The 24,012-nt window shown below is 70.8% G+C and carries 18 protein-coding genes and 1 pseudogene; 13 read left to right on the forward strand and 6 right to left on the reverse strand.

Going from position 1 to position 24,012, the window contains the following annotated elements; translation table 11 throughout:
- From AOK00_RS03945 to AOK00_RS03955, 3 genes are all read left to right on the forward strand, one after another.
- A partial coding sequence (locus AOK00_RS03945) for an MFS transporter (protein ID WP_159041681.1) occupies positions 1 to 692 on the forward strand: 692 nt, incomplete at its 5' end.
- A gap of 121 nt (positions 693 to 813) precedes the next feature.
- Entirely contained in the window at positions 814 to 2,523 is a 1,710-nt protein-coding gene (locus AOK00_RS03950) for an aldehyde dehydrogenase family protein (RefSeq protein WP_055598907.1), read from the forward strand.
- A gap of 79 nt (positions 2,524 to 2,602) precedes the next feature.
- The gene (locus AOK00_RS03955) at positions 2,603 to 4,177 is read left to right on the forward strand and encodes a long-chain-fatty-acid--CoA ligase (RefSeq protein WP_055598908.1); all 1,575 of its coding nucleotides are present in this window, start codon (positions 2,603 to 2,605) and stop codon (positions 4,175 to 4,177) included.
- On the opposite strand, the gene AOK00_RS39955 is transcribed toward AOK00_RS03955, so the two are convergent.
- The gene (locus AOK00_RS39955) at positions 4,128 to 4,289 is read right to left on the reverse strand and encodes a hypothetical protein (protein WP_254047228.1); all 162 of its coding nucleotides are present in this window, start codon (positions 4,287 to 4,289) and stop codon (positions 4,128 to 4,130) included. The two genes, AOK00_RS03955 and AOK00_RS39955, sit on opposite strands and share 50 nt — an antisense overlap.
- Before the next feature lie 321 nt (positions 4,290 to 4,610).
- Positions 4,611 to 5,345, reverse strand: a complete 735-nt coding sequence (locus AOK00_RS03960) for an SOS response-associated peptidase (RefSeq protein WP_055598909.1) — start codon at positions 5,343 to 5,345, stop codon at positions 4,611 to 4,613.
- A gap of 461 nt (positions 5,346 to 5,806) precedes the next feature.
- Here AOK00_RS03960 and AOK00_RS03965 point away from each other — a divergent pair, with 461 nt between their 5' ends.
- The 3 genes from AOK00_RS03965 to AOK00_RS03975 all read left to right on the forward strand — a co-directional run bounded on the left by AOK00_RS03965 (position 5,807) and on the right by AOK00_RS03975 (position 11,420).
- Positions 5,807 to 6,229 (forward strand): hypothetical protein, encoded by a 423-nt coding sequence (locus AOK00_RS03965; RefSeq protein WP_055598910.1) that lies wholly within the window; start codon positions 5,807 to 5,809, stop codon positions 6,227 to 6,229.
- A complete protein-coding gene (locus AOK00_RS38075) occupies positions 6,226 to 7,236 on the forward strand; it encodes a hypothetical protein (protein WP_055598911.1) in 1,011 nt (336 codons plus the stop codon). The genes AOK00_RS03965 and AOK00_RS38075 overlap by 4 nt, the downstream gene beginning before the upstream one ends.
- A gap of 221 nt (positions 7,237 to 7,457) precedes the next feature.
- Positions 7,458 to 11,420 (forward strand): CHAT domain-containing protein, encoded by a 3,963-nt coding sequence (locus AOK00_RS03975; protein WP_159041682.1) that lies wholly within the window; start codon positions 7,458 to 7,460, stop codon positions 11,418 to 11,420.
- Positions 11,421 to 12,024: 604 nt separating this feature from the next.
- Here AOK00_RS03975 and AOK00_RS03980 read toward each other — a convergent pair.
- From AOK00_RS03980 to AOK00_RS41305, 3 genes and pseudogenes are all read right to left on the reverse strand, one after another.
- Positions 12,025 to 12,216, reverse strand: coding sequence for a hypothetical protein (locus AOK00_RS03980; RefSeq protein WP_055598913.1), 192 nt, complete (start codon positions 12,214 to 12,216; stop codon positions 12,025 to 12,027).
- Between the two features lie 151 nt (positions 12,217 to 12,367).
- A complete protein-coding gene (locus AOK00_RS03985) occupies positions 12,368 to 13,180 on the reverse strand; it encodes an Lrp/AsnC ligand binding domain-containing protein (protein ID WP_254047229.1) in 813 nt (270 codons plus the stop codon).
- A 78-nt stretch (positions 13,181 to 13,258) separates the two neighbouring features.
- Positions 13,259 to 13,432: pseudogene (locus AOK00_RS41305) on the reverse strand (AsnC family protein); the annotation flags it as partial.
- A 106-nt stretch (positions 13,433 to 13,538) separates the two neighbouring features.
- Here AOK00_RS41305 and AOK00_RS39615 point away from each other — a divergent pair.
- From AOK00_RS39615 to AOK00_RS04020, 7 genes are all read left to right on the forward strand, one after another.
- Complete coding sequence (locus AOK00_RS39615) at positions 13,539 to 15,107, forward strand: ABC transporter substrate-binding protein (RefSeq protein WP_055598914.1); 1,569 nt, start codon at positions 13,539 to 13,541, stop codon at positions 15,105 to 15,107.
- Positions 15,104 to 16,132: an ABC transporter permease gene (locus AOK00_RS03995; protein ID WP_216822231.1), complete on the forward strand. Its 1,029-nt coding sequence runs from the start codon at positions 15,104 to 15,106 to the stop codon at positions 16,130 to 16,132. Before AOK00_RS39615 ends, AOK00_RS03995 begins: the two co-directional genes overlap by 4 nt.
- Positions 16,132 to 18,033 (forward strand): dipeptide/oligopeptide/nickel ABC transporter permease/ATP-binding protein, encoded by a 1,902-nt coding sequence (locus tag AOK00_RS04000; protein WP_055598915.1) that lies wholly within the window; start codon positions 16,132 to 16,134, stop codon positions 18,031 to 18,033. The genes AOK00_RS03995 and AOK00_RS04000 overlap by 1 nt, the downstream gene beginning before the upstream one ends.
- Positions 18,034 to 18,068: 35 nt before the next feature.
- Positions 18,069 to 18,857 (forward strand): ATP-binding cassette domain-containing protein, encoded by a 789-nt coding sequence (locus AOK00_RS04005; protein ID WP_055598916.1) that lies wholly within the window; start codon positions 18,069 to 18,071, stop codon positions 18,855 to 18,857.
- On the forward strand, positions 18,854 to 20,086 hold the full coding sequence (locus tag AOK00_RS04010; RefSeq protein WP_055598917.1) for an amidohydrolase: 1,233 nt from the start codon (positions 18,854 to 18,856) through the stop codon (positions 20,084 to 20,086). Before AOK00_RS04005 ends, AOK00_RS04010 begins: the two co-directional genes overlap by 4 nt.
- A 173-nt stretch (positions 20,087 to 20,259) precedes the next feature.
- Positions 20,260 to 22,185 carry an acyl-CoA synthetase gene (locus AOK00_RS04015; protein ID WP_055598918.1) on the forward strand — a complete coding sequence of 642 codons (1,926 nt, stop codon included), beginning with the start codon at positions 20,260 to 20,262 and terminating at the stop codon, positions 22,183 to 22,185.
- Positions 22,186 to 22,370: 185 nt separating this feature from the next.
- Positions 22,371 to 22,901: a transposase gene (locus AOK00_RS04020; RefSeq protein WP_079041830.1), complete on the forward strand. Its 531-nt coding sequence runs from the start codon at positions 22,371 to 22,373 to the stop codon at positions 22,899 to 22,901.
- A gap of 62 nt (positions 22,902 to 22,963) precedes the next feature.
- Here the strand turns inward: AOK00_RS04020 and AOK00_RS04025 are convergent, their stop codons facing one another.
- Positions 22,964 to 23,683, reverse strand: coding sequence for a hypothetical protein (locus AOK00_RS04025; protein WP_055598949.1), 720 nt, complete (start codon positions 23,681 to 23,683; stop codon positions 22,964 to 22,966).
- Positions 23,684 to 24,012: the final 329 nt, after the last annotated feature.

The raw sequence follows: 24,012 nt of genomic DNA on the forward strand, positions 1-24,012 counted from the left end.
CCTGCGACGACGGGCCGGGGACGGGCAAGGGGGCCGGGACCGCGGGCCAGGCACAGCCCCGGATGCCGTACCGCCGGATCCTTGCGACGCGCACCTGGATCGGTGTCACGATCGGTTACTTCAGCACCTACTGGGTGATCGCCTTCGCCCTGGTGTGGCTCCCCTCCTACCTCCGTGACGGTCTTGGCTACTCCTCGGCCGTGTCCACACAGCTGCTGATGCTGTTCTGGGGTCTGAGCGGAATCCTGGTGCTCGGGCAGGCGGGCCTGACCGGATGGATGCTGCGCCGCGGAATCGCGAGCCGGTGGGCCCGCGGCTGGGTCGGCGGCGTCCTTCTGCTCATCTCCGGCGCTTCCTGTCTGGCCCTGCCCGTGGTCCCGGCCGGTGCCGTGACGGTCGTGCTGCTGGTCGGCTCGTTCGGCCTCTCCGGAGCGATGGGCGGGATCGCCGCCACCACCATCATGGAGCTGGCTCCTGCCCATCGTCGCGGCGGCGCACTGGGCATGATGAACGCCGTGGTGACCACCGCCGGCCTGATCGCTCCGACCCTGATCGGCAGCCTCGTGGACAGCCATGGAGCGGGGGGCTACGAGTACGCGGTCCTGATCACCGGTGCCTTGCTCCTGGTGGGCGGAACCGCCGCCGTCACGCTGATCAACCCCGACCGCGACGCCCGCCTGCTCTCCGTGTGACGACACGCACGGCCCGCTCCTCGCGCACCGCACGGGGCAGGCCCCTCATGGGCCCGTTCCTCGCGCAACGCACTGGGCAGGCCCCGCCCTTCCCGCCTCCGACCTTCCGCAAGGGACGACGTTGAACACCAGCGCCCTCGACACCTCCTTCCTCGACCGTACAGTGGCCGACGTACTCGGCAACGCCGAGTCCTGGTCCACCACCCCGCTCGCCCAACGCATCGCCCTCCTGGAGCGGTTGCAGCCGCGCGTCATCGCATGTGCGGCCGAGATGGCCGCTGCGGGTTCCCGGGCGAAGGGGTATGAGCCGGACTCCCCCTGGGCGGCGGAGGACTGGACGGGCGGCCCCTGGGCCCTGGTCCAGAACGCCGCGGCGCTTCTGCACGTCCTGCGCCGGATCGCAGCGGGCAGGGATCCGCTGGACGTCAAGGCTGTCCACGAGGAGAACGGCCGCACCCGCGTGGACGTCTTCCCCGCCACCGGCTGGGACACCCTGCTGCTCAACGGATTCTCCGCCCAGGTATGGATGCGCCCCGGCGTCACCGCGGAGCAGGCGCGGGCGTGCGCCGCAGGCGAGTACCGGAGCAAGCAGGGGGCCCCGGCTGTCGCCCTGGTGCTCGGCGCAGGCAACGTCGCCGCCATCACCGCGCTGGACATCCTGCACAAGCTCTACGTCGAGGGCCAGGTCGTCATCGCCAAGATGAACCCGGTCAACGCCTATCTGCGCCCGCACTTCGAGTACGTCTTCGCCGAGTTCGTCGAACGGGGCTGGCTGCGCTTCGTCGACGGCGGCGCGGCCGAAGGCGCCTATCTCACACGTCACGACGGCATCAAAACCATCCACGTCACCGGCAGCGACCGCACCCACGACGCCATCGTCTGGGGCACCGACGAGGACGCGGAGCAACGCCGCCGTGACGACCTCCCGCTGATCGCCAAGCCCTTCAGCAGCGAACTGGGCGGGGTCAGCCCGTGCATCGTGGCACCGGGCCCTTGGAGCGAAGCCGACTTCCGCTTCCAGGCCGAGCACATCGTCACCAGCAAGATGAACAACTCCGGCCACAACTGCATCGCCAGCCAGATCCTGGTCCTGCCGGGCGACTGGGACGGCACCGAACGGCTCCTGGACGAAATCCGGCGAGTGCTGCGTGAACTGCCCCCGCGCACCGACTACTACCCCGGCGCCGCAGGCCGTCTCGCCGCGGTACGGGAGGCACACCCGCAGGCGGAGACGCACGGCGACGACTGCCGGCTGCTCGTCCCCGACATCACCGACCACCACGACGACGTCCTCGTCACCGACGAGGTCTTCGGCAGCGCACTGGGCGTCGTACGCCTGCCCGGCGCGGCCCCGGCGGAATTCCTGCGCCACGCCGTCGACTTCGCCAACGACACCCTGCCCGGCACCCTCGGCGCCACGCTGATCGTCCACCCGAAGACCGAGAAGGCCCACCGGGAGGCGGTGCGCACCGCCATCGCCGATCTGCGCTACGGCACCCTGGGCGTCAACTGCTGGTCGGGCGTCGGCTTCCTCCTCGGCTTCACTCCGTGGGGCGCGTTCCCCGGCCACACCCGCCAGGACATCGGCAGCGGCATCGGCTTCGTGCACAACGCGTTCATGCTCGAGGACATCGAGAAGACCGTGCTGCGCGCCCCGTTCACACCGGCCCCCCGGGGCCTGGTCACGGGCGACCCGTCGCTGTCCCCGCGCCCGCCGTACTTCGTCACCCACCGCACGGCACTGACCACGGTGGAGCGTCTCGTCCGCTTCACGGCGGCGCCGAGCCTGACGAAACTGCCCGCGCTCTTCGCCGCCGCGCTGCGGGGCTGACCCCGACCGCCCTCGGTCCTGCCGGCCCCCGTACCCGCACGCCCATGGCCCCCACCGAAACATCCCCAACGGAGACCTCATGCTCAATCTCGCCGCCCTGCTGGAGAACAGCGCCCGCACCGTGCCCGACCGCACGGCAGTCGTGCTGGGCACCCAGCGGCTCACCTACGCCGAGCTGGACACGGCCGCCCGCCGGGTGGCCGACCTGCTGTGCTCGCGCGGCATCCAGCCCGGTGACAAGGTCGCACTGTCCTGCCCGAATCTCCCTTGGTTCCCGATCGTCTACTACGGCATCCTCAAGGCCGGCGGGGTGGTCGTCCCGCTCAACGTGCTGCTCAAGGGCCGGGAGATCGCGTACCACCTGGCCGACTCCGAGGCGAAGGCCTACTTCTGCTTCGAGGGCACCGCGGACCTCCCGATGGGGCAGGAGGGCTGGGCCGGCTTCGGTGAGACGCCCGGCTGCGAGGACTTCTTCCTGATGACCGCCGCCCCCACCGAGGTCTCCCCGATCGTGGGCGCCGAGACCCTGACCGCGGCGCTGGCCGGAAAGAGCGCGGACTTCGAGACGGTTGTCACCGAGGCCGGTGACACCGCGGTCATCCTGTACACCTCCGGCACCACGGGCCGCCCCAAGGGCGCCGAGCTCACCCACTCCAACGTGATGCTCAACGTCCTCACGTGCCACAAGCTGTTCGGCGAGATCGAGCACGACGTCCACCTGATCTCCCTGCCGCTCTTCCATTCCTTCGGCCAGGTCGTCCAGATGAACGCCGGCATCGCCTCCCGGGCGACGCTCGTGCTCCTGCCACGCTTCGACGCCCGCTCGGCCCTCGCCCTGATGCAGCGTCATGCCGTCACGTTCTTCGCGGGAGTTCCCACGATGTACTGGGCCCTGCTCGAAGAGGATGCGCCCGATGTCGACCTGGCGCTGATCGCCAAGAACCTGCGGATGGCCGGGTCGGGAGCCTCAGCACTGCCGGTCGAGATCCACCGCCGGTTCAGTGAGCGTTTCGGGGTCACCATCATGGAGGGGTACGGTCTCTCGGAGACCAGCCCGGCAGCCACCTTCGTGCCGCCCGGCGAGGAGGTGCGTCCCGGGTCCATCGGGCGCCCCGTCTGGGGTGTCGAGGTGGACCTGGTCGACAAGGACTGGACACCAGTCCAGGGCGCCGAGGCGATCGGCGAGATCGTCGTCCGCGGTCACAACGTCATGAAGGGCTACTACAACCGGCCCGAGGCGACCGCCGAGGTGATGCGCAACGGCTGGTTCCGCACCGGTGACCTCGCCCGCCGCGACGCCGACGGATGGTTCTACATCGTCGACCGCGCCAAGGACATGATCATCCGCGGTGGGTTCAACGTGTACCCGCGCGAGATCGAGGAGGTGCTGCTCATCCATCCCGCCGTGAGCATGGCGGCCGTCATCGGCGTGCCACACGACCGCCACGGCGAGGAGATCAAGGCCTGCGTGGTCCGTACCCCGGGCTCGACACTCACCGAGGAGGAGCTCATCGACTGGTGCAAAGTGGAGATGGCCGGCTACAAGTACCCCCGCCTCGTAGAGTTCCGCGACGTCCTGCCCATGAATGCCACCGGCAAGATCCTCAAGCGCGAGCTGAGGGACGCGGAGGGCCACGCGATCGCGACTCGATAGGAACTCGACTTCGGCCACGCGTGTGGTGTCGCGTGGCCGTCTCGGTCGAGGGTGGCGAGTTCAGCGCGTCACGGGCCTGCTGCGGACAGCCGTGGGTGACCTCGACGACCACCCGCCACCGCAGCCCCTCGTCCTTGCTCTGTGAGGCGACCCCGAACAGCGGACACGTACGACCAGCCCGCTGTCACGCGCAGCCGGGTCAAGGGCATCGGCCTGCATCCTCGCCTCTACCCGCTCCACCGGCGCGCTGTGGAGGGGCGCACGTGACCGTTCAGCGCATCCCCGGGTGGCGCGTCGCCCTGGTCACCGCAGTCGGCGGGGCAGTCGGCACGTGGGGGGCGCAGCGGTAGCCCGCGGCGGCTCCTGACGGGTCGAGCATGACCCTGGGCGGGTCTTGGGGAGTCGTTGTCGGTTCGTGAGGCGGCCAAGCGGGTCAGGTGGCCGCGTCGAGGAGGTGGGCCCCGTTGTTGCGGACGCTGTTGACGGCCGTGGAGACAGGGCGGGCGTCGAGCCGGCCGTCCGCGGGCTGGATGAGCAGGGCGCGAAGGTCGTCGGTGTCGTGGTGGTGGGGGTCGAGCCAGGTGTCGTAGTGGTCCGGGGTGAGGGCGAGTGGCATGCGGGGGTGTACGCGGCCGGCCGCGTCGGTGGCCTCAGTGGTGATGATCGTGCAGGTCGTCAGCCACGCGTCAGGGTGGTCATCGCCCGCAGCATCGGGGTTGCGCCAGTACTCGTACAGCCCCGCCATGGCCATCACCTGACCGTCGGCGGGGTGAATGAAGTACGGCTGCTTCCGCGTCCTGCCCGTTGCCTCGTCCTTCACCGGCTCCCACTCGTAGAAGCCGTCGGCCGGCAGCAGGCAGCGCCGTTTGGCGAAAGCACGCCGATAGGCGGGCTTCTCGTGCACGGTCTCCACCCGGGCGTTGATCATCCGTGAGCCGACCTTCGGGTCCTTCGCCCACGACGGCACCAGACCCCAACGCAGCACCCGCAGCTGACGGCGTACCTCCTCGCCATCATCCCGCCCGGCGCGTTCGAGGACCGCGTAGACCTCGTCGGTCGGCGCGACGTTCCAGCTCGGCGCCAGCGTCTCGGCAGGGCTCCAGTCGGTGACCTGGAAGAGGCGGGTCAGGTCCTCGGGACCACGGGTCGAGGTGTAGCGGCCGCACATGGTTCCACTGTGTCACGGAACCTACCCTCAGGCCGGAATGACGACATGACGGGCCGCGCGCGGCTCACGCTCACGGCTCACGCTCACGGCTCACGGCTCACGGCTCACGGCTCACGGCTCACGGCTCACGGCTCACGGCTCACGGCAGCGAACGCCTCCGGGCAGACGCCTGCAGGGGACGGGTTGGGCCCTCCTTTGGGGGCCGGGCCCGAACAGACCGGTGAAGGGGCCGCTTCATGCCGAGGTGATCCGCCGCGGGTTTGGAACGTATGACGCGGACGCCGGGACCGGAGCTCCCCGCAAGGGGCAAGCACGTCCGGGGGTCAGCTGCAGCGTGTGGCGATGGCGGGACCACCGGCAGGTGATCGACGGGGTTCTGCGCCTGGATGGACCTTGATCGGCCGGACAAGCCCTGGTCGGTTGAGTAGGATCCTTCTCGAAATCGTGCATGGGGGGCAACGATGTCGGACAGGTTCGCCGGGTCACATCTCAATGCGTTGTTCGACCGCAGGATCGACGCATCGCGCGCCGTCACCAGCTTGTACGTATGGGCAACGGCCGATCTGTCCCTGGTAACGGCCCTTCTTACGGCGATCTTCCGGGCGGACACGGAAACCGGAGACATCGTGCTGTGCGTCGGTGCCACACGTGCGGGCGTGGTGGGGCGGGCCCGTTTCGAGGCGATCACCGATGCGTCGAACTCCGTCGACCGCGGAATCGAGATCGGCGCGGGCGACGGCGCGACCCTTCCGGGAGCCCCTACCACCTTCACCCTCATGAGGTTCATGTGCACCGGGTGCACGCAGGTCGCCTACCGGGTCTCGGGTGACGAACCCCCACCCGATTGTCCGGAAGGACATGGCCTCATGGCGGACACGGCATGAACCTCGGCACCGTGGCCGGGTCGGCCACCTCACTGGTGTCCGGTCGGTTCCTTCTGGTCGGCTATCTGCCCACCTGCGCCGGATCCTTCTTCCTGCTCAGCCTCGTATGGGCGGGGGCACCAAACCGCCCGCCGGCCTTTCGCAGCGCCTGGAAGGCAGCCACCACGCTCGGCGTCGGGGAGATCCTGATGCTCTTCCTGCTGCTGCTGGTGGTGGCGGTCCTGTTTCACCCGCTTCAACTGTCCGTCGTCAAGTTCCTCGAGGGCTACTGGCCTTCCCGTATGTCGGCCCTCACGACATACGGTGTCCGGCGGCAGAACCAGCGGCGGTCGCGCCTGTCCGCCGGCACCGCTCTCACGCCAGGGGGCCCTCCGGCACCGAGCGAGGTCCGTCGCGCCGGACTGGCCCTGATCGTCCTGCGCCAGAGCTTTCCCTCCGAGAGCGGCCTCACGCGGCCGACTCGACTGGGTAACACCCTGGCGGCCGCAGAGGACCGGGCGGGCCGTCCGTACGGCTGGGACGCCCCGGTCGCCTGGCCACGGCTGTACCCGCTGCTGGCAGATCCGGTGCGCATCATGGTGGACAACCGCCGAGACATGCTCGACGCGATGGTCCGGCTCTCGGTGACCGGTCTGGTCTGTGGCATCGGCTCGACAGTGCTGCTCGCTCCGACCGGCTGGTGGGTCATGCTGTCTGCCGCGCCCCTGTTTCTCGCCCGGCTCGCGTACGGAGCTGCTGTCGCCGCCGCCCTGTCGTACGGCGAGGCGCTCAGGGTGGCTTTCGATCTGCACCGATTCGATCTGTACAGCGCACTGAGAATCGATCTACCAGCCACCCGGGACGAGGAGCGTCAAGTGAACACCACGCTCTGCGACTTCTGGCGGCAGGGACGCGACCTCGGGCAGGATTACACCCACCCCGTAGCCACAGCCGATGCCACGTCCCTTTCCCTTCCCGCTCCCGCTCCCGGGATGTCGGACCTGGGCGGTTCGGCGAACACCCCCTGACGAGGAAGCGCATGCGCGACGAGGCCGTCCGACGACTGAAGCAACTCATCGCGCGCTACGAGACGGCGGGCGATGCCTCCCTCCTGCACGCGCCGCACGTGCAGGAAGATGTGGACGCTGCACTGGAGGCAATGGCGGCCCCGGGCGGAGCGACGTCCGATGTCGCGTGCACGCTCGGGGTCTTCCTCTGTCACAGGGGCGAGACGAGTCGTCCTCAGAACATGGCCGACCTCATCCTGGTCATCGAGATCTTCAGCCAGATTCCGGAGAGGGCGGACGCACTGCCCCGCCCCGCGCGCAACTCGATCGCCCACTTGTGGAACGACCAAGCCGCGGAACTGTTCCACAAGGCCAACGGGAGCGCCGGGAGCCTCCTGGACCTCGACGAAGCAGTCCGGCTCTTCCGGAACTCGGTGCACATGCTGGGGCAGGGACACCCCATGGCGACGATCGTCACCGCCCGCGCCGGGGCCGTGCTCTTGGCTCGCTTCCGGATCGCGGGCGAGCCGGCCGACCTGGACGAGGCCATCGTCGACCTGCGTTCCCCCCTCGACGATCCTCAGGTGGAGGACGAGGACACGCGCGCCGTGTGCTCGACCAACCTCGGCCGGGCCCTGCGTCTACGCTTCTGTCTGCGGGGCGACCCGGCGGACCTCGGGGAGGCGCTGCTCCTTTTCATCGACGCCCACCGGGCGGGACCGGCCGACGAGCTGATCCATGCCGCCGCACTCCGGCTGCACTGGGCGGGGGCGGACGACCCGGTCCTGGCCCTCGTGCGGGCGCGGATGTTACCGGCGGACTGGAACGCCGTCACCCAGGCACGCCCCCCTGGCTGGCACTGCTCCTGGCCTGCTCAGGAAGCCCTCCGGCATGCGCGGACGACCGAGGATCTCACCGTCCTTGACCACGCCCTGAGCCTCCTTCGCCGGGCCGCCGGCGCCTGCCCGTCGGGCAGCGCCGATCATCTGGCGGCCCTGCGCGAGGTGGAAGCCGCCCTGCTGGCCCGGTTTTCGTTGACGGGCGACGACGCCGACACGGAGGCGCTGGCAGCAGTTGCCCGGCTGAGCGTCGAACTGGTCGTCGCCCGGCCTGATCTCCTGACCGGACAACTGGCGTACCTGACCCAAACGCTTCGCACCTGCTGGCGCAGAAGCGGCAGGGTTACCTACCTCAACGAGGCGATCGAGCGGCTCGGGTGCGGTGGAGACAGGCTGGCCCCCCGCGATCCCGCCCGGTACGTTCTCCACGCCAACCTCGGTGCCGTCTACCAGGACCGGTACGAAGCAACCGGCGATGACTCCGACGCCGCTGCGGCGGAGGCCGCCATGCTCTCGGCCCTCGCCCTGCTTCCGCCCGGTCATCCCGAACGCCCCCTGGTGGAGGAGGGATTCGTTCGGCTCGCGCTGGCCCGGGGCACCCCGGACAGTCTGGATGCGGCGCTCGTCCTGCAGCGTGAAAGAGTCCGCGACTCCACCGGAGCCGACTCGGCAGCCGGCGAACGGATCATGCTGATGGAGCTGCTCAGCGCCCGGGCGCACCTGAGCGGGACACCGGCCCGCTGGGAAGAGAGCATCACCGAGATCGAGCGGCTGATCTCCTCGGACGATGTCGGGGGCGAGGAATTTTCCGTGCTCGCCTCCAGCCTCAGCATCCACGAATGGGATCTCTACCAGCTCACCGGCGACCGGACCCGACTGGACCGCTCCGTCGCACGCGCCGAGGCGGCCCTGGACGCCCTCCCCCACGACGCTCCCGACCGCGCGACCTTGGCCTCCAACCTCTGCAACCTGCTCGCCGAAAGAGCGTATGCGACGGGCTCGGCCCATGACGTGCATGCGGCCGTCGCCCACGGACGTGAAGCGTTCGCCCTCGCAGCCGGGCCGGGCCTCGACATGGTCGCCAATCTCGCCCGGGCCCTCAGCCAACGCTTTAGGCTCCACGGAAATCTGGACGATCTCAACGAGGCCATCTCCCTCGGCCGCCTCACCGACGCCCTCATGCAGATCACCGTCGACGTGGGTGACAGCCCGTACTGGCACGCCGCCCGGGGGAATCTCGCGCTCCACCTCGCATTGCGCCACGCGGAGACGGGTGACGCGGAAGACCTCTCGCAGGCCATCGAGGTGGGCCGGTCGCTCATCGGGGACACTCGTGTCCCGGCGGCTCGCAATGCCGCGTACCACTCGAACCATGTCGCAGCCCTGCTCACTCGCAGCCGCGCGCACCCCGACCTCGCGGATCTCGACGAGGCGGTCACCACGGCCAGGAATGCGCTGGCCCTGGCAGGTCCGCTCGCCCCGGATCGGGCCACATATCTCTCGCACCTGGCCGGCGCCCTCGCCGAGCGCCACTCCTTCCGGCCCTGCGCCGACGATCTGGACGAGGCCGTCGATCACGCGCGGTCGGCGGTCGGTGCCGCTCCGGAACACCACTCCGACCTGCCACGGCTGCTCCACACCCTCGCCATCCTCCTCGTGCGGCGTGACGGACGTTCCGGGGCTTCGCGTGAGGCGACGGCGCTCTGGCGTCGGGCCGCCTCGCTCCCGGCGACACCTGCCATGCGCCTGCGGGTGACGTTGGGCTGGGGCGCCGAGGCGGCGTCCTTCGAAGACTGGGGCCAGGCACTGGAGGCCTATACCCTTGCCATCGGGCTCCTGCCGGAACTCAGCTGGATCGGCATCGGACAGACCGACCGGCAGCGGCTCCTGTCGAAGGCCACCGGTCTCGCCTCCGATGCCGCCGCGTGCGCGCTGTCCGCGGGCCATCCCCCCGAGCGGGCGATCGCGATTCTCGAACAGGCCCGCGCCGTCGTCTTCACCGGCGAATGGCAGTGGTCGGCCGAGGCGACGGCCCTCAGGGCTGTGGACCCGGACCTGGCCGACCGGCTCACCGCCCTTCGCGCGCAGCTCGGCAGGCAACCCGAGGCCCGGGCCCTGGACGCGGCGCTGAACGGCGCCCTGCCCCTGGCGGACGGTACACAACCACACCCGGACGCCATGATGGCGCTCGGACGCCGGTGGGACGAAGCCGTGGCCGAGGCTCGGGCGCTACCCGGCTTCTCCGCCTTCCTGCGCGATCCCCCGACCCCGGTCCTCGAACTTCCACGAGGCAGCGCCGCGGTCGTCGTCAACGTCAGCCGGTACCGGTGCGACGCCCTTCTGATCACTGGTCACGACGTGCACGCGGTGCCGCTACGGATCACGGCCCTGGAAATCGCCGAGATGTCCGTGGGTCACCTCCGCGCGCAGTTCCAGTACGAGCGCCGGACCCCGTCCGGGGCGGACTCCCCAGCCGCAGCCCTCGTGCGCGAGCACGCCATCGGCGAGACGCTCGGCCAGCTCTGGAGAGGCATCGCGGAGCCCGTGCTCAACGCCCTCGGCCACGTCGGCCCACCCGCACCGGACCAGCCCTGGCCACGCGTCTGGTGGTGTCCCACCAACATGCTGACTCACCTTCCTCTCCACGCGGCGGGTGAGCACGATCTGGACGGGGCCGGTCACGACAGCGTCATGGACCGCGTCATCTCCTCGTACGCTCCGACACTCCGTGCACTCTCCACAGCCCTCGCCCCCGTATCCGGTCCGGTGACCGAACCGAGCCTGCTCTCGGTCGCACCGGAGCCGCCAGGGCTCCGCACACTCCCGGGCGCCGTGCGCGATGCGCAGCTCCTGTCCACGTTCGCGCCCCGTACCCGCCTGACGAAGCTCCACGGCGCGCAGGCTACGGTCCGTGCCGTGACCGAAGCGCTGGCACACCACACGTGGGTGCACTTCAGCTGCCACGGCGACCAGAACATCACGGACCCCTCGTCGGGGGGACTGATCCTGCAGGACGGCCGCCTCACCGTGGCGGACGTCGTCCGGGCGCGGCACCCCGCCAACAACCTCGCCTTCCTCGCCGCGTGCAAATCGGCTTCCGGGGGAGTCACCGTGCCGGACGAAGTCCTCACCCCTGCCGCAGCCTTCCACCACGCCGGCTTCCGGCATGTCGTCGGCACCCTCTGGGCGGTCGACGACGCTGCCGCGAGTGACCTGACGGAGCAGGTGTACACGGGACTCCTGGTGGACGGCCGCCCCGACGCCGCGCACGCCGCGACGGCCCTTCACCGGGCGGTGCGCCACATGCGGACCGCGTCGCCGTACCGGCCCGGCGCGTGGGCGGCCTTCGTCCACCTCGGCGCCTGAAGCTGGGCAGGAACCCGGATGCTCAGAACGTCATCACCGACTACCTACTCCACACCGTGCCGTGGCCGCGGAGAAAGCACGTCCGAGGCCGTCACGTCCGGCCCACGGGCGAGGGTCACGGGTATCGGGGCGGTGTGAACGCTGCTGCCCCGGGTAGCCGGGCCCGCATGTTCAGACACCGACGTGTAAGGGTTACGTGCGTCCTGCTGGTCAGCTGGGCGGCGTTCATCGCCATGGGTCGCTGGGCGGAGCACGCCACTTGGCCGAGGGCCATGTTGCACGGACTGCTGCTGGCGTGCGTGGTGGCGGGTACGTGGTGGTTCGCCGAGATGACACAGGGGCGATCGCCACGAAGGAGGGGTCCATGCCCCATTTCCTCGGGGCGGGCCGACACGAAACCGGAGCAGGCGTCAGCACCAGAGGGTTGTACCGAGAAGGGCCTCAGGCGTGCTCGGTGATCCCGTGGGGGCAAGGATGCGGGGGACGGTCGACGCCGAGTACGGAGCGGCAACCCCGTCGTCCTTCGGGCGGCAGTCGCGAATCGCGTCGGGCCCGTGGCCGGACCGGCTTCATCCGGCTCGGAACATGACCGGCCGGGCAAGTCCTAGTCGTCGAGCCACGGGCCCCGGGTAATCTGTTTGTGAAGTCGCTCGTCGAGGCAGCTCAGGTGCGCCCAGACGAACTGCGTGCTCTGTTCCCCGGCCCGCGTGATCTCCAACGTGACGCCATCACCGCAAGGGCCGATGTCCGTGGTTTCCATGCAGAACGCGCAACTCACTCGCTCCTCGATGCTCATCGGGTGAATGTAGCCCGAGGCGGGCAGAGTGAGTTCGGTGGGGGGCTTGGCCTGGAGCCATCGTCGACTCGTCCCCCATCAACCCGAGCCGTCGGGCCGCGGGCACCGCGCCGTGGGCGGCAGGCGCCTTGGCCTGCCTCACGTGCACGGCCTACGCGTGTGCGTCCGCCCAGAGGTCCATCGGCACGCACCCCTGGCTGCGGCCGTCGGGGCCCATCATGCGCCCCATGCGCTTGACCCAGCGCAGGGTGACGGCCCGGTTGAGGACGCGCAAGTCCGGGACGGTCTCGGCGAGGCGGGCCTCGTAGCGAGCGATGTCGTTGGTTCCGTGGGCCCACACCGCGGCGAGCAGATTGGCCTCGGTGGCCGTGGACGCGGACAGTCTGGTGTCGCGCAGGGCCGCCAGTTCCTCTGCGGCTCTGGCGAGTTCGGCGGGAGGAACACTCATCCACACGGTGAAGCTGGTGTGCCAGCCGGTGTGCGGCTGAGCGGCCTCGCAGCGCAACACCGCCTTGCCGCTGCCCAGGACCCCGGCCAGCATGCGCCGCACCGTCGCCTCCGGCCGACCGAGCTCGGCGGCGAGCGAGACGAGGGAGCGGCGCCCGTCGGGAGCCAGCGCGAGGATCAGACGGCGTTCCTCCGGGGTGATGGGGCCGGGGTTGGGTCGAGGCCCGGCCCCGGAGCCGGGCAGGCCACGCTGCTGGTCTCGGGAGAGCGAGTCGAACCGCCACTGACTCGCCTCGCGGTGCAGGTGCTGCACGAGGTGGGTGCGGGTACCCGTCACGCTGGGACTCTTGCCGAGGGCGAGGACGTAGTCGGCCATCGCGGCCCTGTGACGGGTGGCGACGGTCAGCAGCAGGTCGCTGGAGCCGGCCACCATCTCCACGCTGAGCGCCTGTGGCTGCCGCGCGCAATCGGCGGCGAGGGCCTCGCGGTCCTGCGGCAGGCAGCTGACTTCGATCAACGCCAGCGCACCGTAAGCCACTTGGGAGGCGCCGGTGTAGCAGGTGACCCACGCCGTCCCGGAATCCCGGAGTCTGGCCCAGCGTCGCGAGAGGGTGGCCGCGTCCACACCGAGAGGGCCGGCGAGCTGGGACCAGGGAGCGCGGGGCGCCACCTGGAGGGCCGTGATGAGCTCCAGGTCGAGTTCATCCAGTGTTGTACCGAGGGCGGTCGCGGTCGTCGCCCAAGGCGCGCTTGTTGCGCATTCCCGCATCAGGTCCACCTCCAGACTCGGATTCTTGCAATTCCGGGGTGTCGCCGGAAGGGGGCTGATCCTGTAGCCCACCTCACATCGCCTCCTCCTTCCCCGGAGTTACGTCATGCACCGTCCCCGGTTCCTCAGCGGCGCCATCGCGGTCGCCGCCGCCTCGCTCCTGACCTCCGCCTGTACGACCGGATCCAGTCCCTCCGCGGAGGACGGCAGTGCGGGCGGCGCCCAGGGCGGGGCAACCGTCAGGCTCGCTCTCACGTCGGACGTGACGACGTTCGATCCGATCAGGCAGCAGGCGGCGAGCGACTACGTCGTGGGTCGCCTGATGTACGAGACGCTGGTCGGCCAGGACGACGGCGGTGCCATCGTGCCCCGGCTCGCCCGGACGTGGGAGCAGTCCCCGACCGGCGTGACCTTCACCCTGAAGAAGGGTGTGACCTGCTCGGACGGCAAGCCGCTGACCGCGTCGCAGGTCGCGGCCTCGCTCACCCGGTACCGGACGACCTCGGCCGGCGCCGCGATGACCTTCGGTCCGGGCAACACCGGTGAGGGGACCACGATCACCGGCGACGACAAGGCCGGCACCGTCGGCATCGAGCTGGCCGCACCGTGGGGCGAGCTCCTCCCGGGCCTGGCGAACAGCACCACCGGTGTCGTCTGCTCGCCGGGTCTCACCGCCGGGGACCGGCTCGGCACGGGCGCCGTGGCGGGTGCGGGCACCGGTCCGTACGAGCTGGTGGGGGCCGAGCGCGGATCGGCGTACGAGCTGAAGCTGCGAAAGGGTTACGACGCCTGGCCTCAGTACGCGGCGATGCCCGCGGGCAGGCCGGCAGACACCCTGAAGGTGTCGGTCGTGAGGAACGAGGCGACGCTTGCCAACCAGCTCCAGACGGGGGCCGTCGACTTCGGGGCGTTCACCGGACCCGACGCGGCTCGCTTCGGCAAGGACGGCTTCGCGATCGAGGCGGCTCCCCTCATCCGCAACTTCGTCGCTTTCAACCAGCGCGAGGGCCATCCGGGCGCCGATCCGGAGCTCCGCAGGGCGGTGGCGCAGGCAATCGACGCGAACGCGTTCAACAAGGTCTTCGGCGGCACGGGCCAGGTCATGACCTCGTACGTGGACGCCAAGGCGCCCTGTGTCTCCACCGACCCGTCCCTCCTCACGAAGACGGACCCGGCCGCCGCCAAGAAGGCCCTCAGCGGCGTGAGGATCAAGCTGGTCGGCTCCAACGCCGTCGGCCAGGGCGCCGGCAACACCTACGTCCAGGAGGCGCTGCGCGCCGCCGGTGCCGACGTGCAGCTCACGAACGCCGACAACGGCACCTGGGCCACACAGGTCATGGGCAACCAGGGCGACTGGGACCTCACGGTCTTCCCGATGATCTACGGACAGCTGGCACGCGGCGGCGTCCACTTCATCGGCGACGAGCCGGCCGAGGGCCGCAACTTCGGTGCCGTCGACAACAAGGCGTTCCTCGCGGGGTACGGCGAGGCGACCACCACCGTCGACCAGAAGGCCAAGTGCGCCGCATGGCAGAAGGCCCAGAAGGCCATCCTGCTGGCGAACGACGTGGTGCCGCTCGCCACCGTCAATGTCCACTACGTCTTCCGAGAGGGCGTCTCGGCCACCCTCCCGGCAGGCGCCTTCGACCCCGTCACGCTGCGGATCGCCGAGTGACCGCGACACCGGTGCACGCCCCCGTACCCGGGGCCCGGAAGGGCACGGACCCTCGGCGGTCCGCGCCCCGCCACGGCCTCGCCCTCGGCCCGTGGGGCACCTTCCTGCTGCGGAGACTGGCCGGTCTCGTCGCCGTCGCCACCACCCTGGTCGTCGTCACGTTCCTGATCGTCCAGCTCATCCCCGGCGACCCGGCCCGCGTGCTCGCCGGCGCCGACGCCTCCCCCGCGGACATCGAGCGGCTGCGCGGCCGACTGGGACTCGATCAGACCCTGTCCGCACGGTTCGCGGACTACGCGGGCGGGCTCCTCCACGGTGACCTCGGTCTGTCGTTCCAGACGCGTGAACCGGTCGCCGACATCATCGCCACCCGGCTGCCCTTCACCGCCGAACTCGCCCTCCTCGCCGTGCTGGTGGTGCTTCTCGTCGCCGTACCGCTGGGTCTGGCGATCGCCGTGCGGGGAAGCCGCCGTACGGACACCGCTTTCACCTTCACCACGTCGCTGGTGGGGGCGACCCCCGAGTACGTCATCGGCACCCTCCTGGTGCTCGTACTCGCGGTCGTCCTCGGCGCCTTCCCCGCGGCCGGCGCCGAGACACTGGCGTCCCTGGTCCTGCCCGTGGCGGCGATCGCCCTGCCCGGAAGCTGTGTGATGGCGCGCATCGTGCGCCGCGAGGCCGCCTCCGTACTCGCCCAGGACTACATGCGTACCGCGCGCGGACGCCGCCTGCCGCCGCTCACGCTGTACACCCGGCACGCCCTGCCCAACCTGCTCACCGCCGCACTGACCCTCGGCGGACTCATCCTCGCCTCCCTCCTCGGCGGCACCGTGATCGTCGAGTCCGTCTTCGCCTGGCCGGGCATGGGCCAGCGCGTCGTCGAGGCGATCCTGGCCCGCGACTACCCGGTCATCCAGGGCTGCGTGCTCGTTCTCGGGCTGCTCGCGGCCCTCCTCAACCTCGTGGTCGACGTGGTGCTCGCTCTGCTCGACCCACGCACTCTGGCCGGAAAGGGTGGTCACTGATGCGTACGGCATCCCCGAGCCCCACACCCCCGCGCTCCCCGCGCCCGAACCCGGCCCTGTGGGCCGGGGTGACCGGCCTGGCCCTGATCGCACTGCTGGGGGTGATCGGTCCCCTGGTCTGGACCGACACGGCGACCACGCTGTCCGGTGCCGCCCGTGAGGGCGTCAGCGCCGAGCACTGGCTCGGCACCGACGCCCTCGGCCGCGACGTCCTCGCCCGCACCCTGGTCGCCACCCGGCTCACCCTGCTGATGACCCTGGCCGCCACCGCGATCGCGGGCACCGCAGGCATCCTGCTCGGCACGCTGGTGTGGGTGTCGGGGCCGCGGGTACGCGAGCTCGGGCTGCGTCTCATCGACGTGATGGTGTCCTACCCCGCGCTCATCCTGGCGCTGGTCGTCTCGGCCGTGCTCGGCGCGGGCCCGACGGCGGCCGTCGTCTCGATCGGCCTCGGCGGCTGCCCGGCCTTCGCCCGGCTCACCGCCAACATGGCCGCCTCGGTGGCCCAGCGGGACTTCGTGTCGACGGCGCGGCTGACGGGCGTACCGCCCCACCGGGTACTGGCGCGGCACCTGCTGCCGAACATCGCGGGTCCGCTGATCGTCCTGCTGTCGGTGGCGTTCGCGCAGGTCCTGACCGCCCTGTCCGGTCTGTCGTTCCTGGGGCTCGGCGTGCAGTCACCGGAGTACGACTGGGGAGCGCTGCTGAGTACCGGACTGGAGGCGCTGTACACCAATCCGGCGGAGGCGATCGGTCCCGCCGTCGCGATCACGGTGACGGGCGTCCTCGCCTCCTTCGTGGGCGACGGGCTCGCCGCCGGGTCCGACCCCCGGGGCGGCCCGGTGGCCACGGCGGCCGCGCGGCCCGCCGAGCACCCCGGACCGTCCGGGCGCGCACCGGAGAACGCACTGCTCATCGTGGACGGACTGAGCGTCGAACGTCCCGACGGGACCCGGCTCGTGGACGGAGTCTCCTTCCACGTCATGCCCGGCGAGATCGTCGGCCTTGTCGGCGAGTCCGGCTCGGGCAAGTCCCTCACCGCGATGACGGTGGCCCGGTTGCTGCCGGACGGACTCACCTCCCACGCCGCCCGTCTCACCCTGGACGACCTGGACCTGGACGCGCGCCGCGTCGACGCGGCGCGCCTGGCCACCGAGGTCGGCATCGTCTTCCAGGACCCGTCGGCGTCCTTCAATCCGGCCCTGCGCATCGGCGGCCAGCTCACCGAGGTGCTCCGCACCCACCAGGGGGTGAGCAGGGCGCAGGCGCGTGCCGAGGCGATCGAGGCGCTGGAGAAGGTGCGCATCCTGAACCCGGAGGCCGTGGCACGGCAGTACCCGCACGAACTGTCCGGCGGAATGCGGCAGCGCGCGATGATCGCCTCCGCTGTCCTGCCGGGCCCGAAACTGATCGTGGCCGACGAGCCGACCACGGCACTCGACGTGACGGTCCAGGCCGAAGTCCTGGACCTGCTGCGCGAGACCAACCGACGCCGTGGCACCGGCATGCTGTTCATCTCCCACGACATCGGCGTCGTGAGCACCCTGTGCCACCGGATCGTCGTGATGTACGCCGGCCGGGTGGTGGAGGAGCTCTCGGCACGCGACCTGCGGGCCGGACGGGCCCGACACCCCTACACCAAGGCCTTGTTGGCGGCCGCCCCCCGTCTCGCCGACCACGAGGACGACGCCCTGGACGAAGCGGGCCGACGCCGACCGCTCGCCACCATCGCGGGTCGGCCCCCGGCCGCGGCCGAGCGCCCGGCGGGCTGCGCGTTCGCCGCCCGCTGCCCCCTCGTCCACCAGAGATGCACCCACGAACTCCCGGTCCCGCGCGAGGGCGTGGCCTGCCATGCCGTCGCGTCCAGCACCCTTGCCGCGACCGCGCGGGACGACGCGTGACCGCCGTGCCCCACGCCCCTGGAGGTGACCCCCGCATGACGTACAAGCTCGCGGTCGAGGACCTGACCGTGGTCTTCGGACACGGCTCGCGCGCCCGGACCGTCCTCGACCGGGTGTCGGTGGGCGTCCGGGCCGGGCAGACGCTCGGCCTGGTCGGCGAGTCCGGGTCGGGAAAGTCCACCGTCGCCAAGACGATCGTCGGCATCAACCGACCCCGCACGGGCCGGATCACGCTCGGCGGCCGGGACCTCACGGGCCTGCGGGGCCGGGACCTGACGGCCGTGCGACGCCGGATCCAGCTCGTCCCACAGGACCCGTACGCCTCCCTCAACCCCCGGATGACCGTGGGCCGGGCGATCGCGGAGGCCGTCGACCCGGTGCGCGCCGACGCGAGGAGACACGCGGGCACCGTGGCGCGCTGGCTGGAGACGGTGGCGTTGGACGCCTCCGCCGCGGACCGCTACCCGCACGAGTTCTCCGGCGGCCAGCGGCAGCGCATCGCCGTCGCCCGCGCCCTCGCCGTCGAACCCGAAGTCGTCATCGCGGACGAGATCACCTCCGCGCTCGACTGCTCGGTCCAGGCCGAAGTCCTGAACCTTCTGGCCGAGTTGAGGCAGACCCTCGACCTCACCATGGTGTTCATCTCGCACGACCTGGCCGTCGTCCGACACGTCAGCGACGAAGTGGCCGTGCTGCGGCACGGCGAACTCGTCGAGCAGGGCCCGTGCCGCGAGGTCTACCGCGCCCCGTCCCACCCGTACACACGCCGTCTGCTCGCGAGCGTGCCCCGCCCGGCCGATGCCGATCAGGAGAGTGCCGCATGACCGCAGCCCCCCTCACCCGCGACCTCACCGCCGGCCTCCAGGCGGCCGAACTGGAGGACTTCTACCGCGACCTGCACCGCCACCCCGAACTGTCCATGCGGGAACACCGCACCGCTGAGAGGCTCGCCGCACGCCTGCGCGCCGCGGGCTTCGCGACGACCGAGCGGGTCGGAGGGACGGGCGTCGTCGGCGTCCTGCGCAACGGCGACGGCCCGACCGTCATGCTGCGCGGCGACATGGACGCCCTGCCGGTACGGGAAGCCACCGGGCTGGCGTACGCCTCCGAACACGATGGTGTCATGCACGCCTGCGGACACGATCTGCACGTCGCCTGGCTCGTGGGCGCCGCCGATGCGCTCGCCGCCGGGCGCGACGCCTGGTCGGGAACGCTCGTGATCGTGGGCCAACCCGGCGAGGAGACCGGCGAAGGCGCGCGGGCCATGGTCGCGGACGGACTGCACACCCGCTTCCCACGTCCCGACGCTGTCTTCGGACAGCACGTGGCCCCCGGCCCCGCGGGCCTCTACGCGCACACCCCCGGCCTGACCATGTCCGCCGCCACCGAGGTCGACATCGTCATCCACGGCGCCGGCGGCCACGGCTCACGTCCCGAGGCCACCGTCGACCCGATCGTGACGGCCGCCTACGTGGTCGCCCGGCTCCAGACCGTCGTCGCCCGGGAGATCCCGGCCAAGGAGCCGGCCGTCCTGACGGTCGGCCAGATACACGCGGGCAGCAAGAACAACATCATCCCCGCCGACGCTCGTCTCGGCCTCACCCTGCGCAGCCAGTCGCCGCGGGTGCAGGAGAAGCTGATGGCGGGCATCCGGCGCATCGTGGCGGGCGAGTGCGCGGCGGCCGGCTGCCTGAAACCACCGGAGTTCACCGTCGGCGGCGAGTTCCCGGTCACCGTCAACGACGCGGCCCTCGACCGGGAGGTGGCCGCCGTCCACACCGAACTGTTCGGCTCGGGCAGCGTCCTCGACTTCGGCCCGGCGATGGGCAGCGAGGACTTCTCCCTGCTCGCGCCCGACGGCGTTCCGTACGACTTCTGGCACGTACCGGCGACCCCGGACGGCCTCTGGGCCGACGCACCGGGAGCGGACCTCACGGAGAAGTTCGAGAACGTCCCGGGCAACCACAGCCCGCTCTTCGCCCCCGATCCGGCCGTGCTCGTCCCCGGCGTCCAGGCGATGGTGGCCGCGGCGCTCACCCGCCTCACCCGCTGAACTCCCGACCAAGGCCCGGGTATCGGACTTCCGCCTCCGTCCGTCTCGCCCGTCGAGCCCCACGACCGGGCACCGGCCCGTCATCCCGGTCCTCCGATCGCCTCGGCCGGCCCCCACCGGCGCACCCGCCCCGCGCTTCCCGCCCCGTCAGTCCCTCCGAGAGGCAGCTTCCCGTGAACACCCCCGACACCGATCCGCTCTGGCCGGCATACGACGAGCCCGACGACCTGAAGACGATCGAGTCCGTCCCGCTCCAGGACCGCGGTCTTCCCGGCACCACCTACGACGTCCTGGTCCGCGCCTCCGCCCGGTGGCCGGACCGGCCGGCTCTCACCGCCCTGCCCGACGCGGAACGCTGGTCGCACGGCGAGGCCACCACGTTCGCCCAGCTACGTGATCAGGTGCACCGCGTCGCCAACCTCTTCCACGCGTACGGCGTCCGCCGCACCACCGCGGTGGGCCTTCTCACGCCCCACACCGCTCTGCTGCCCGCCGCACTCCTGGCCGCCCAACTGACTGGTATCGCGGCACCCGTCAACCCGGCTCTCACCACCGGGCACGTCGAACGACTCCTGCGCCTGAGCGGGGCACGGATCCTGGTCGCAGCCGGACCGGAACTCGACCCCTCCGCATGGCGATCGGCCCGGACCGTCGCCGCGTCGCTCCGCTGCACCGCCCTGTTCGCGCTGCGTCCCGTCGGGGCGCCCGACACCGCGCCCGTCCTCGAACCGGTCGAAGGCGTGGAGGTCGGCTATCTGCACCTCGCGGCGGCGGGGCGGCCGACCGGGCTCCATCCCGGCGTGGTGCCTCCCCGGGCCGGAGACCTGGCCGCCTACTTCCACACCGGGGGCACCACGGGCGCCCCCAAGCTGGCCGCGCACACCCACGCGAACGAGGTGGCCGACGCCTGGATGATCGCGGCGAACAGCATGCTGGCCCCCGACTCCGTCGTGTTCGCCGGCCTTCCGCTGTTCCACGTCAACGCGCTGGTCGTCACTCTTCTCGCACCCCTGCTGCGTGGCCGGCACAGTGTCTGGGCCGGGCCGCTCGGATACCGCGAGCCGGCGCTCTTCCGACACTTCTGGAAGATCGTCGAGCACTTCCGCATCGCCACCCTGTCCGCGGTGCCGACCGTCTACGCAGCACTGGCCCGGATACCGGTCGACGCCGACATCAGCTCACTCCGCTTCGCCGTCGTCGGAGCCTCCCCCCTCCCCCCCACCGTGCGCGAGGCGTTCGAGCGCCACACGGGCGTACCCCTGTGCCAGGGGTACGGACTGACCGAGGCCACCTGCGGGGCCACGCGGAGCTTCCTGAACGAACACAGCCGGCCCGAAGCGGCCGGCCAGCGCCTGCCCTACGTGCGGGTCAAGACCGTCCGCATCGACGGCGACGGCCAGTGGCACGACCTGCCGGACGGAGAGCCGGGTGTTCTCGCCGTCAGCGGACCCACCGTCTTCCCCGGCTACGTCGTCGGCCGCGACGCCCGAGGCCCACATCTGGACACCCTTGGCACCGTCCGCCTCGGTTGGCTCGACACCGGCGACCTCGCCCGGGTGGATCCCGACGGATTCGTGTATCTGCTCGGCCGCGCGAAGGACCTGATCATCCGGGGCGGTCACAACATCGACCCCGCCGTCATCGAGGACGCGCTCCTCGGGCACCCGGCCGTCACCGGCGCGAGCGCCGTGGGCCGCCCCGACCCGCACTCCGGCGAAGTGCCCGTCGCCTACGTCACCCTCGCCCCGGGCACCGGCGCCATCGGATCCGCCGAGCTGATCGCATTCGCCGCACAGCACGTACCCGAGCGTGCGGCGACCCCCAAGGACGTCGTCGTCCTGCCCGAACTTCCGCTGACCGACGTCGGCAAACCCTCCAAGGTCCCCCTGCGCCTCGACGCCACCCGCCGCGCCGTGGCCCTCGCCCTGGCCGACCTCGGCACCGGCATCGGTCACGGGCAGATCCACTGCGTCCTCGTGGACGGTCGCACCACGGTCACCCTTCCCCCCGTGACCGGATCATCCGGCCTGCGGGACCGGATCTCCGCCCGACTCGCCCCGTACGGCCTGGACTGGACGTTCGCCGACCCCGGCCACTGACGAATCCGGGCCTCACCCTCGCGTTCCCTCGGGCCGGAGTGTCGCGTGCGTCGACGGATGGCTACGCCTCCTGGGCGCTTCGGATCACCGCGTACCAGGTCAGCACCTCGAAGCACCGGGAGCGGCAAGGCGCCACACCCTTATCGGCGTCAGGGGCGAGATGGACCGGTCGTCCGCGATCGTCGATGCCGCGTCGGTGCGGGCGAAAAAGGGGCACGCTGGCCGGGCCGAATCCGGTCGATCGCGGCAAGAAGGGCAGCAAGCTGCATGTGCTGTCCGATGCCCAGGGCCTGCCGGCCGCCGCGGTGTCCGGCGCGAACGTGCACGACAGTCAGGCGTTCAAGCCGTTGGCCCTCGACATTCCCGCCGTCCGCTCCCGGCTCGGACCACGTCGGAGAAAGCCGGTGAAGGTCCGTGCGGACAAGGCGTACCACTCTGCGGAGCACCTCCGCCGGCTCCGAAGCCGGAACCTCAGCGCACGGATCGCCCTCCCCGGTATCGAGTCCGGCGAGCGGCTCGGCCGACACCGCTGGAAGATCGAGCGATCGATTTCCTGGCTCTTCGGCTACCGCCGCCTCACCGTCCGGTACGAACGAAATGGCAGCCACTTCCTTGCTTTCCTCGGCCTGGCCGCCGCCCTGACCTGCTACAAGCAACTCACCAGACTCACGTGTGAGACCCGTGCCCAGGAAACGATCAAGGCGAAGCTGCCCTAACGGAGGGCGGACCCCGTCAAGGACGTGCCCACTCTCATCTCGCCCGTTCTTGCACCTGGCCCTCAGCGTTCTCGAAGCTCAGCGGTCTTTCGCGGATCGTCCGCCAGAATGCTGGCCGCAAACTGCTGTACCTGCTCCTCCAGGGGCTGATCGCTGGTGATGAACAATTCGTACGCGTAGGAACACGCACGCTCTCCCGGTGCCTGGACGTGGTCGAACTCGACATCGACCCCCGCGGGACCGGTGAGTTCCTCGGGAACGTCGGGCTCCTCGCGTCGTGGCCACACGCCCGTGAGAACGCAGCCCCACCGCTCGAACCAGCCGCTGTCCGCAAGGGCCTGTCCGAGTAGCCGGGCAACGGTGTCCACCGGCTCTTCCCAGCTGCGGTCCGCCGCAGCCCGCGCGAGTTCGGCTTCGTACTGGTTGGCGTCGAAGGTGATATCCGCGGGCAGGGCTGTGATGTCGCTGGTGTTCTCCCAGGCGTCCCAGATCACCCGGTCGCCCTCGCGGCGCATGGTGACATACAGGGCGCCGCAGCAGCCGGCGGTGCAGGTCGGTTCGGTGATCATGATCCTGCGCGGTTCCCGCGTGACCGCCAGCGGCCAGTTTTCGGCCGGGCCTGTCCAGTGCCGGCAGCCGGGTGCCAGCCCTTCCGGGTGGACTTCTCTCAGAACGTCCACGCCGTCGATCAGAGGCCGCACCTCGGCCCAGGGGTCCGCCGCCCAGTCGTCCGGGATCCTGTGCCGCAAAGCCAAGGTGCTGATCGCCAGCTGATCGGTCATGCTCACATGATCGGCTAATGCCGCGCAGCCGCATACTCATTTCCTGGGCGCGATCAGCCTCGGCTGGTCATGCCAGGGCAACCATCGTTCGTGATCGTGACGCTTACGGAGCTCACCACGTGAGACATCCTCTTAGTCGGCGCCTCGGCTAGGGCCTGTCGTTTGGATCATCGGCGGCGGGTGCCCACGTGACAGTGGTCTGCGACTGGTGCGACCGCACCGTCACTCAAGGGGCTGATCCTCTCGATCCTGTCCCGTGCAGTGGGCCTTGGCCTCCCGAGGCCTGTCGTGCGAGTTGTCCCCCCTTCAACCGACTGGGTACGGCAACT

The sequence above is a fragment of the Streptomyces aureus genome (assembly GCF_001418135.1).
GTDB classification, from domain to species: Bacteria; Actinomycetota; Actinomycetes; order Streptomycetales; family Streptomycetaceae; genus Streptomyces; species Streptomyces aureus_A.

Bases quoted from the DNA above. Each gene is read 5' to 3' on its own strand.
- AOK00_RS03955 (WP_055598908.1), top strand. From the start codon at position 2,603: ATGCTCAATCTCGCCGCCCTGCTGGAGAACAGCGCCCGCACCGTGCCC.
- AOK00_RS03960 (WP_055598909.1), bottom strand. From the start codon at position 5,345: ATGTGCGGCCGCTACACCTCGACCCGTGGTCCCGAGGACCTGACCCGC.
- AOK00_RS03965 (WP_055598910.1), top strand. From the start codon at position 5,807: ATGTCGGACAGGTTCGCCGGGTCACATCTCAATGCGTTGTTCGACCGC.
- AOK00_RS38075 (WP_055598911.1), top strand. From the start codon at position 6,226: ATGAACCTCGGCACCGTGGCCGGGTCGGCCACCTCACTGGTGTCCGGT.
- AOK00_RS03975 (WP_159041682.1), top strand. From the start codon at position 7,458: ATGGCCGACCTCATCCTGGTCATCGAGATCTTCAGCCAGATTCCGGAG.
- AOK00_RS03980 (WP_055598913.1), bottom strand. From the start codon at position 12,216: ATGAGCATCGAGGAGCGAGTGAGTTGCGCGTTCTGCATGGAAACCACG.
- AOK00_RS39615 (WP_055598914.1), top strand. From the start codon at position 13,539: ATGCACCGTCCCCGGTTCCTCAGCGGCGCCATCGCGGTCGCCGCCGCC.
- AOK00_RS04000 (WP_055598915.1), top strand. From the start codon at position 16,132: ATGCGTACGGCATCCCCGAGCCCCACACCCCCGCGCTCCCCGCGCCCG.
- AOK00_RS04005 (WP_055598916.1), top strand. From the start codon at position 18,069: ATGACGTACAAGCTCGCGGTCGAGGACCTGACCGTGGTCTTCGGACAC.
- AOK00_RS04010 (WP_055598917.1), top strand. From the start codon at position 18,854: ATGACCGCAGCCCCCCTCACCCGCGACCTCACCGCCGGCCTCCAGGCG.
- AOK00_RS04020 (WP_079041830.1), top strand. From the start codon at position 22,371: ATGCCGCGTCGGTGCGGGCGAAAAAGGGGCACGCTGGCCGGGCCGAAT.
- AOK00_RS04025 (WP_055598949.1), bottom strand. From the start codon at position 23,683: ATGACCGATCAGCTGGCGATCAGCACCTTGGCTTTGCGGCACAGGATC.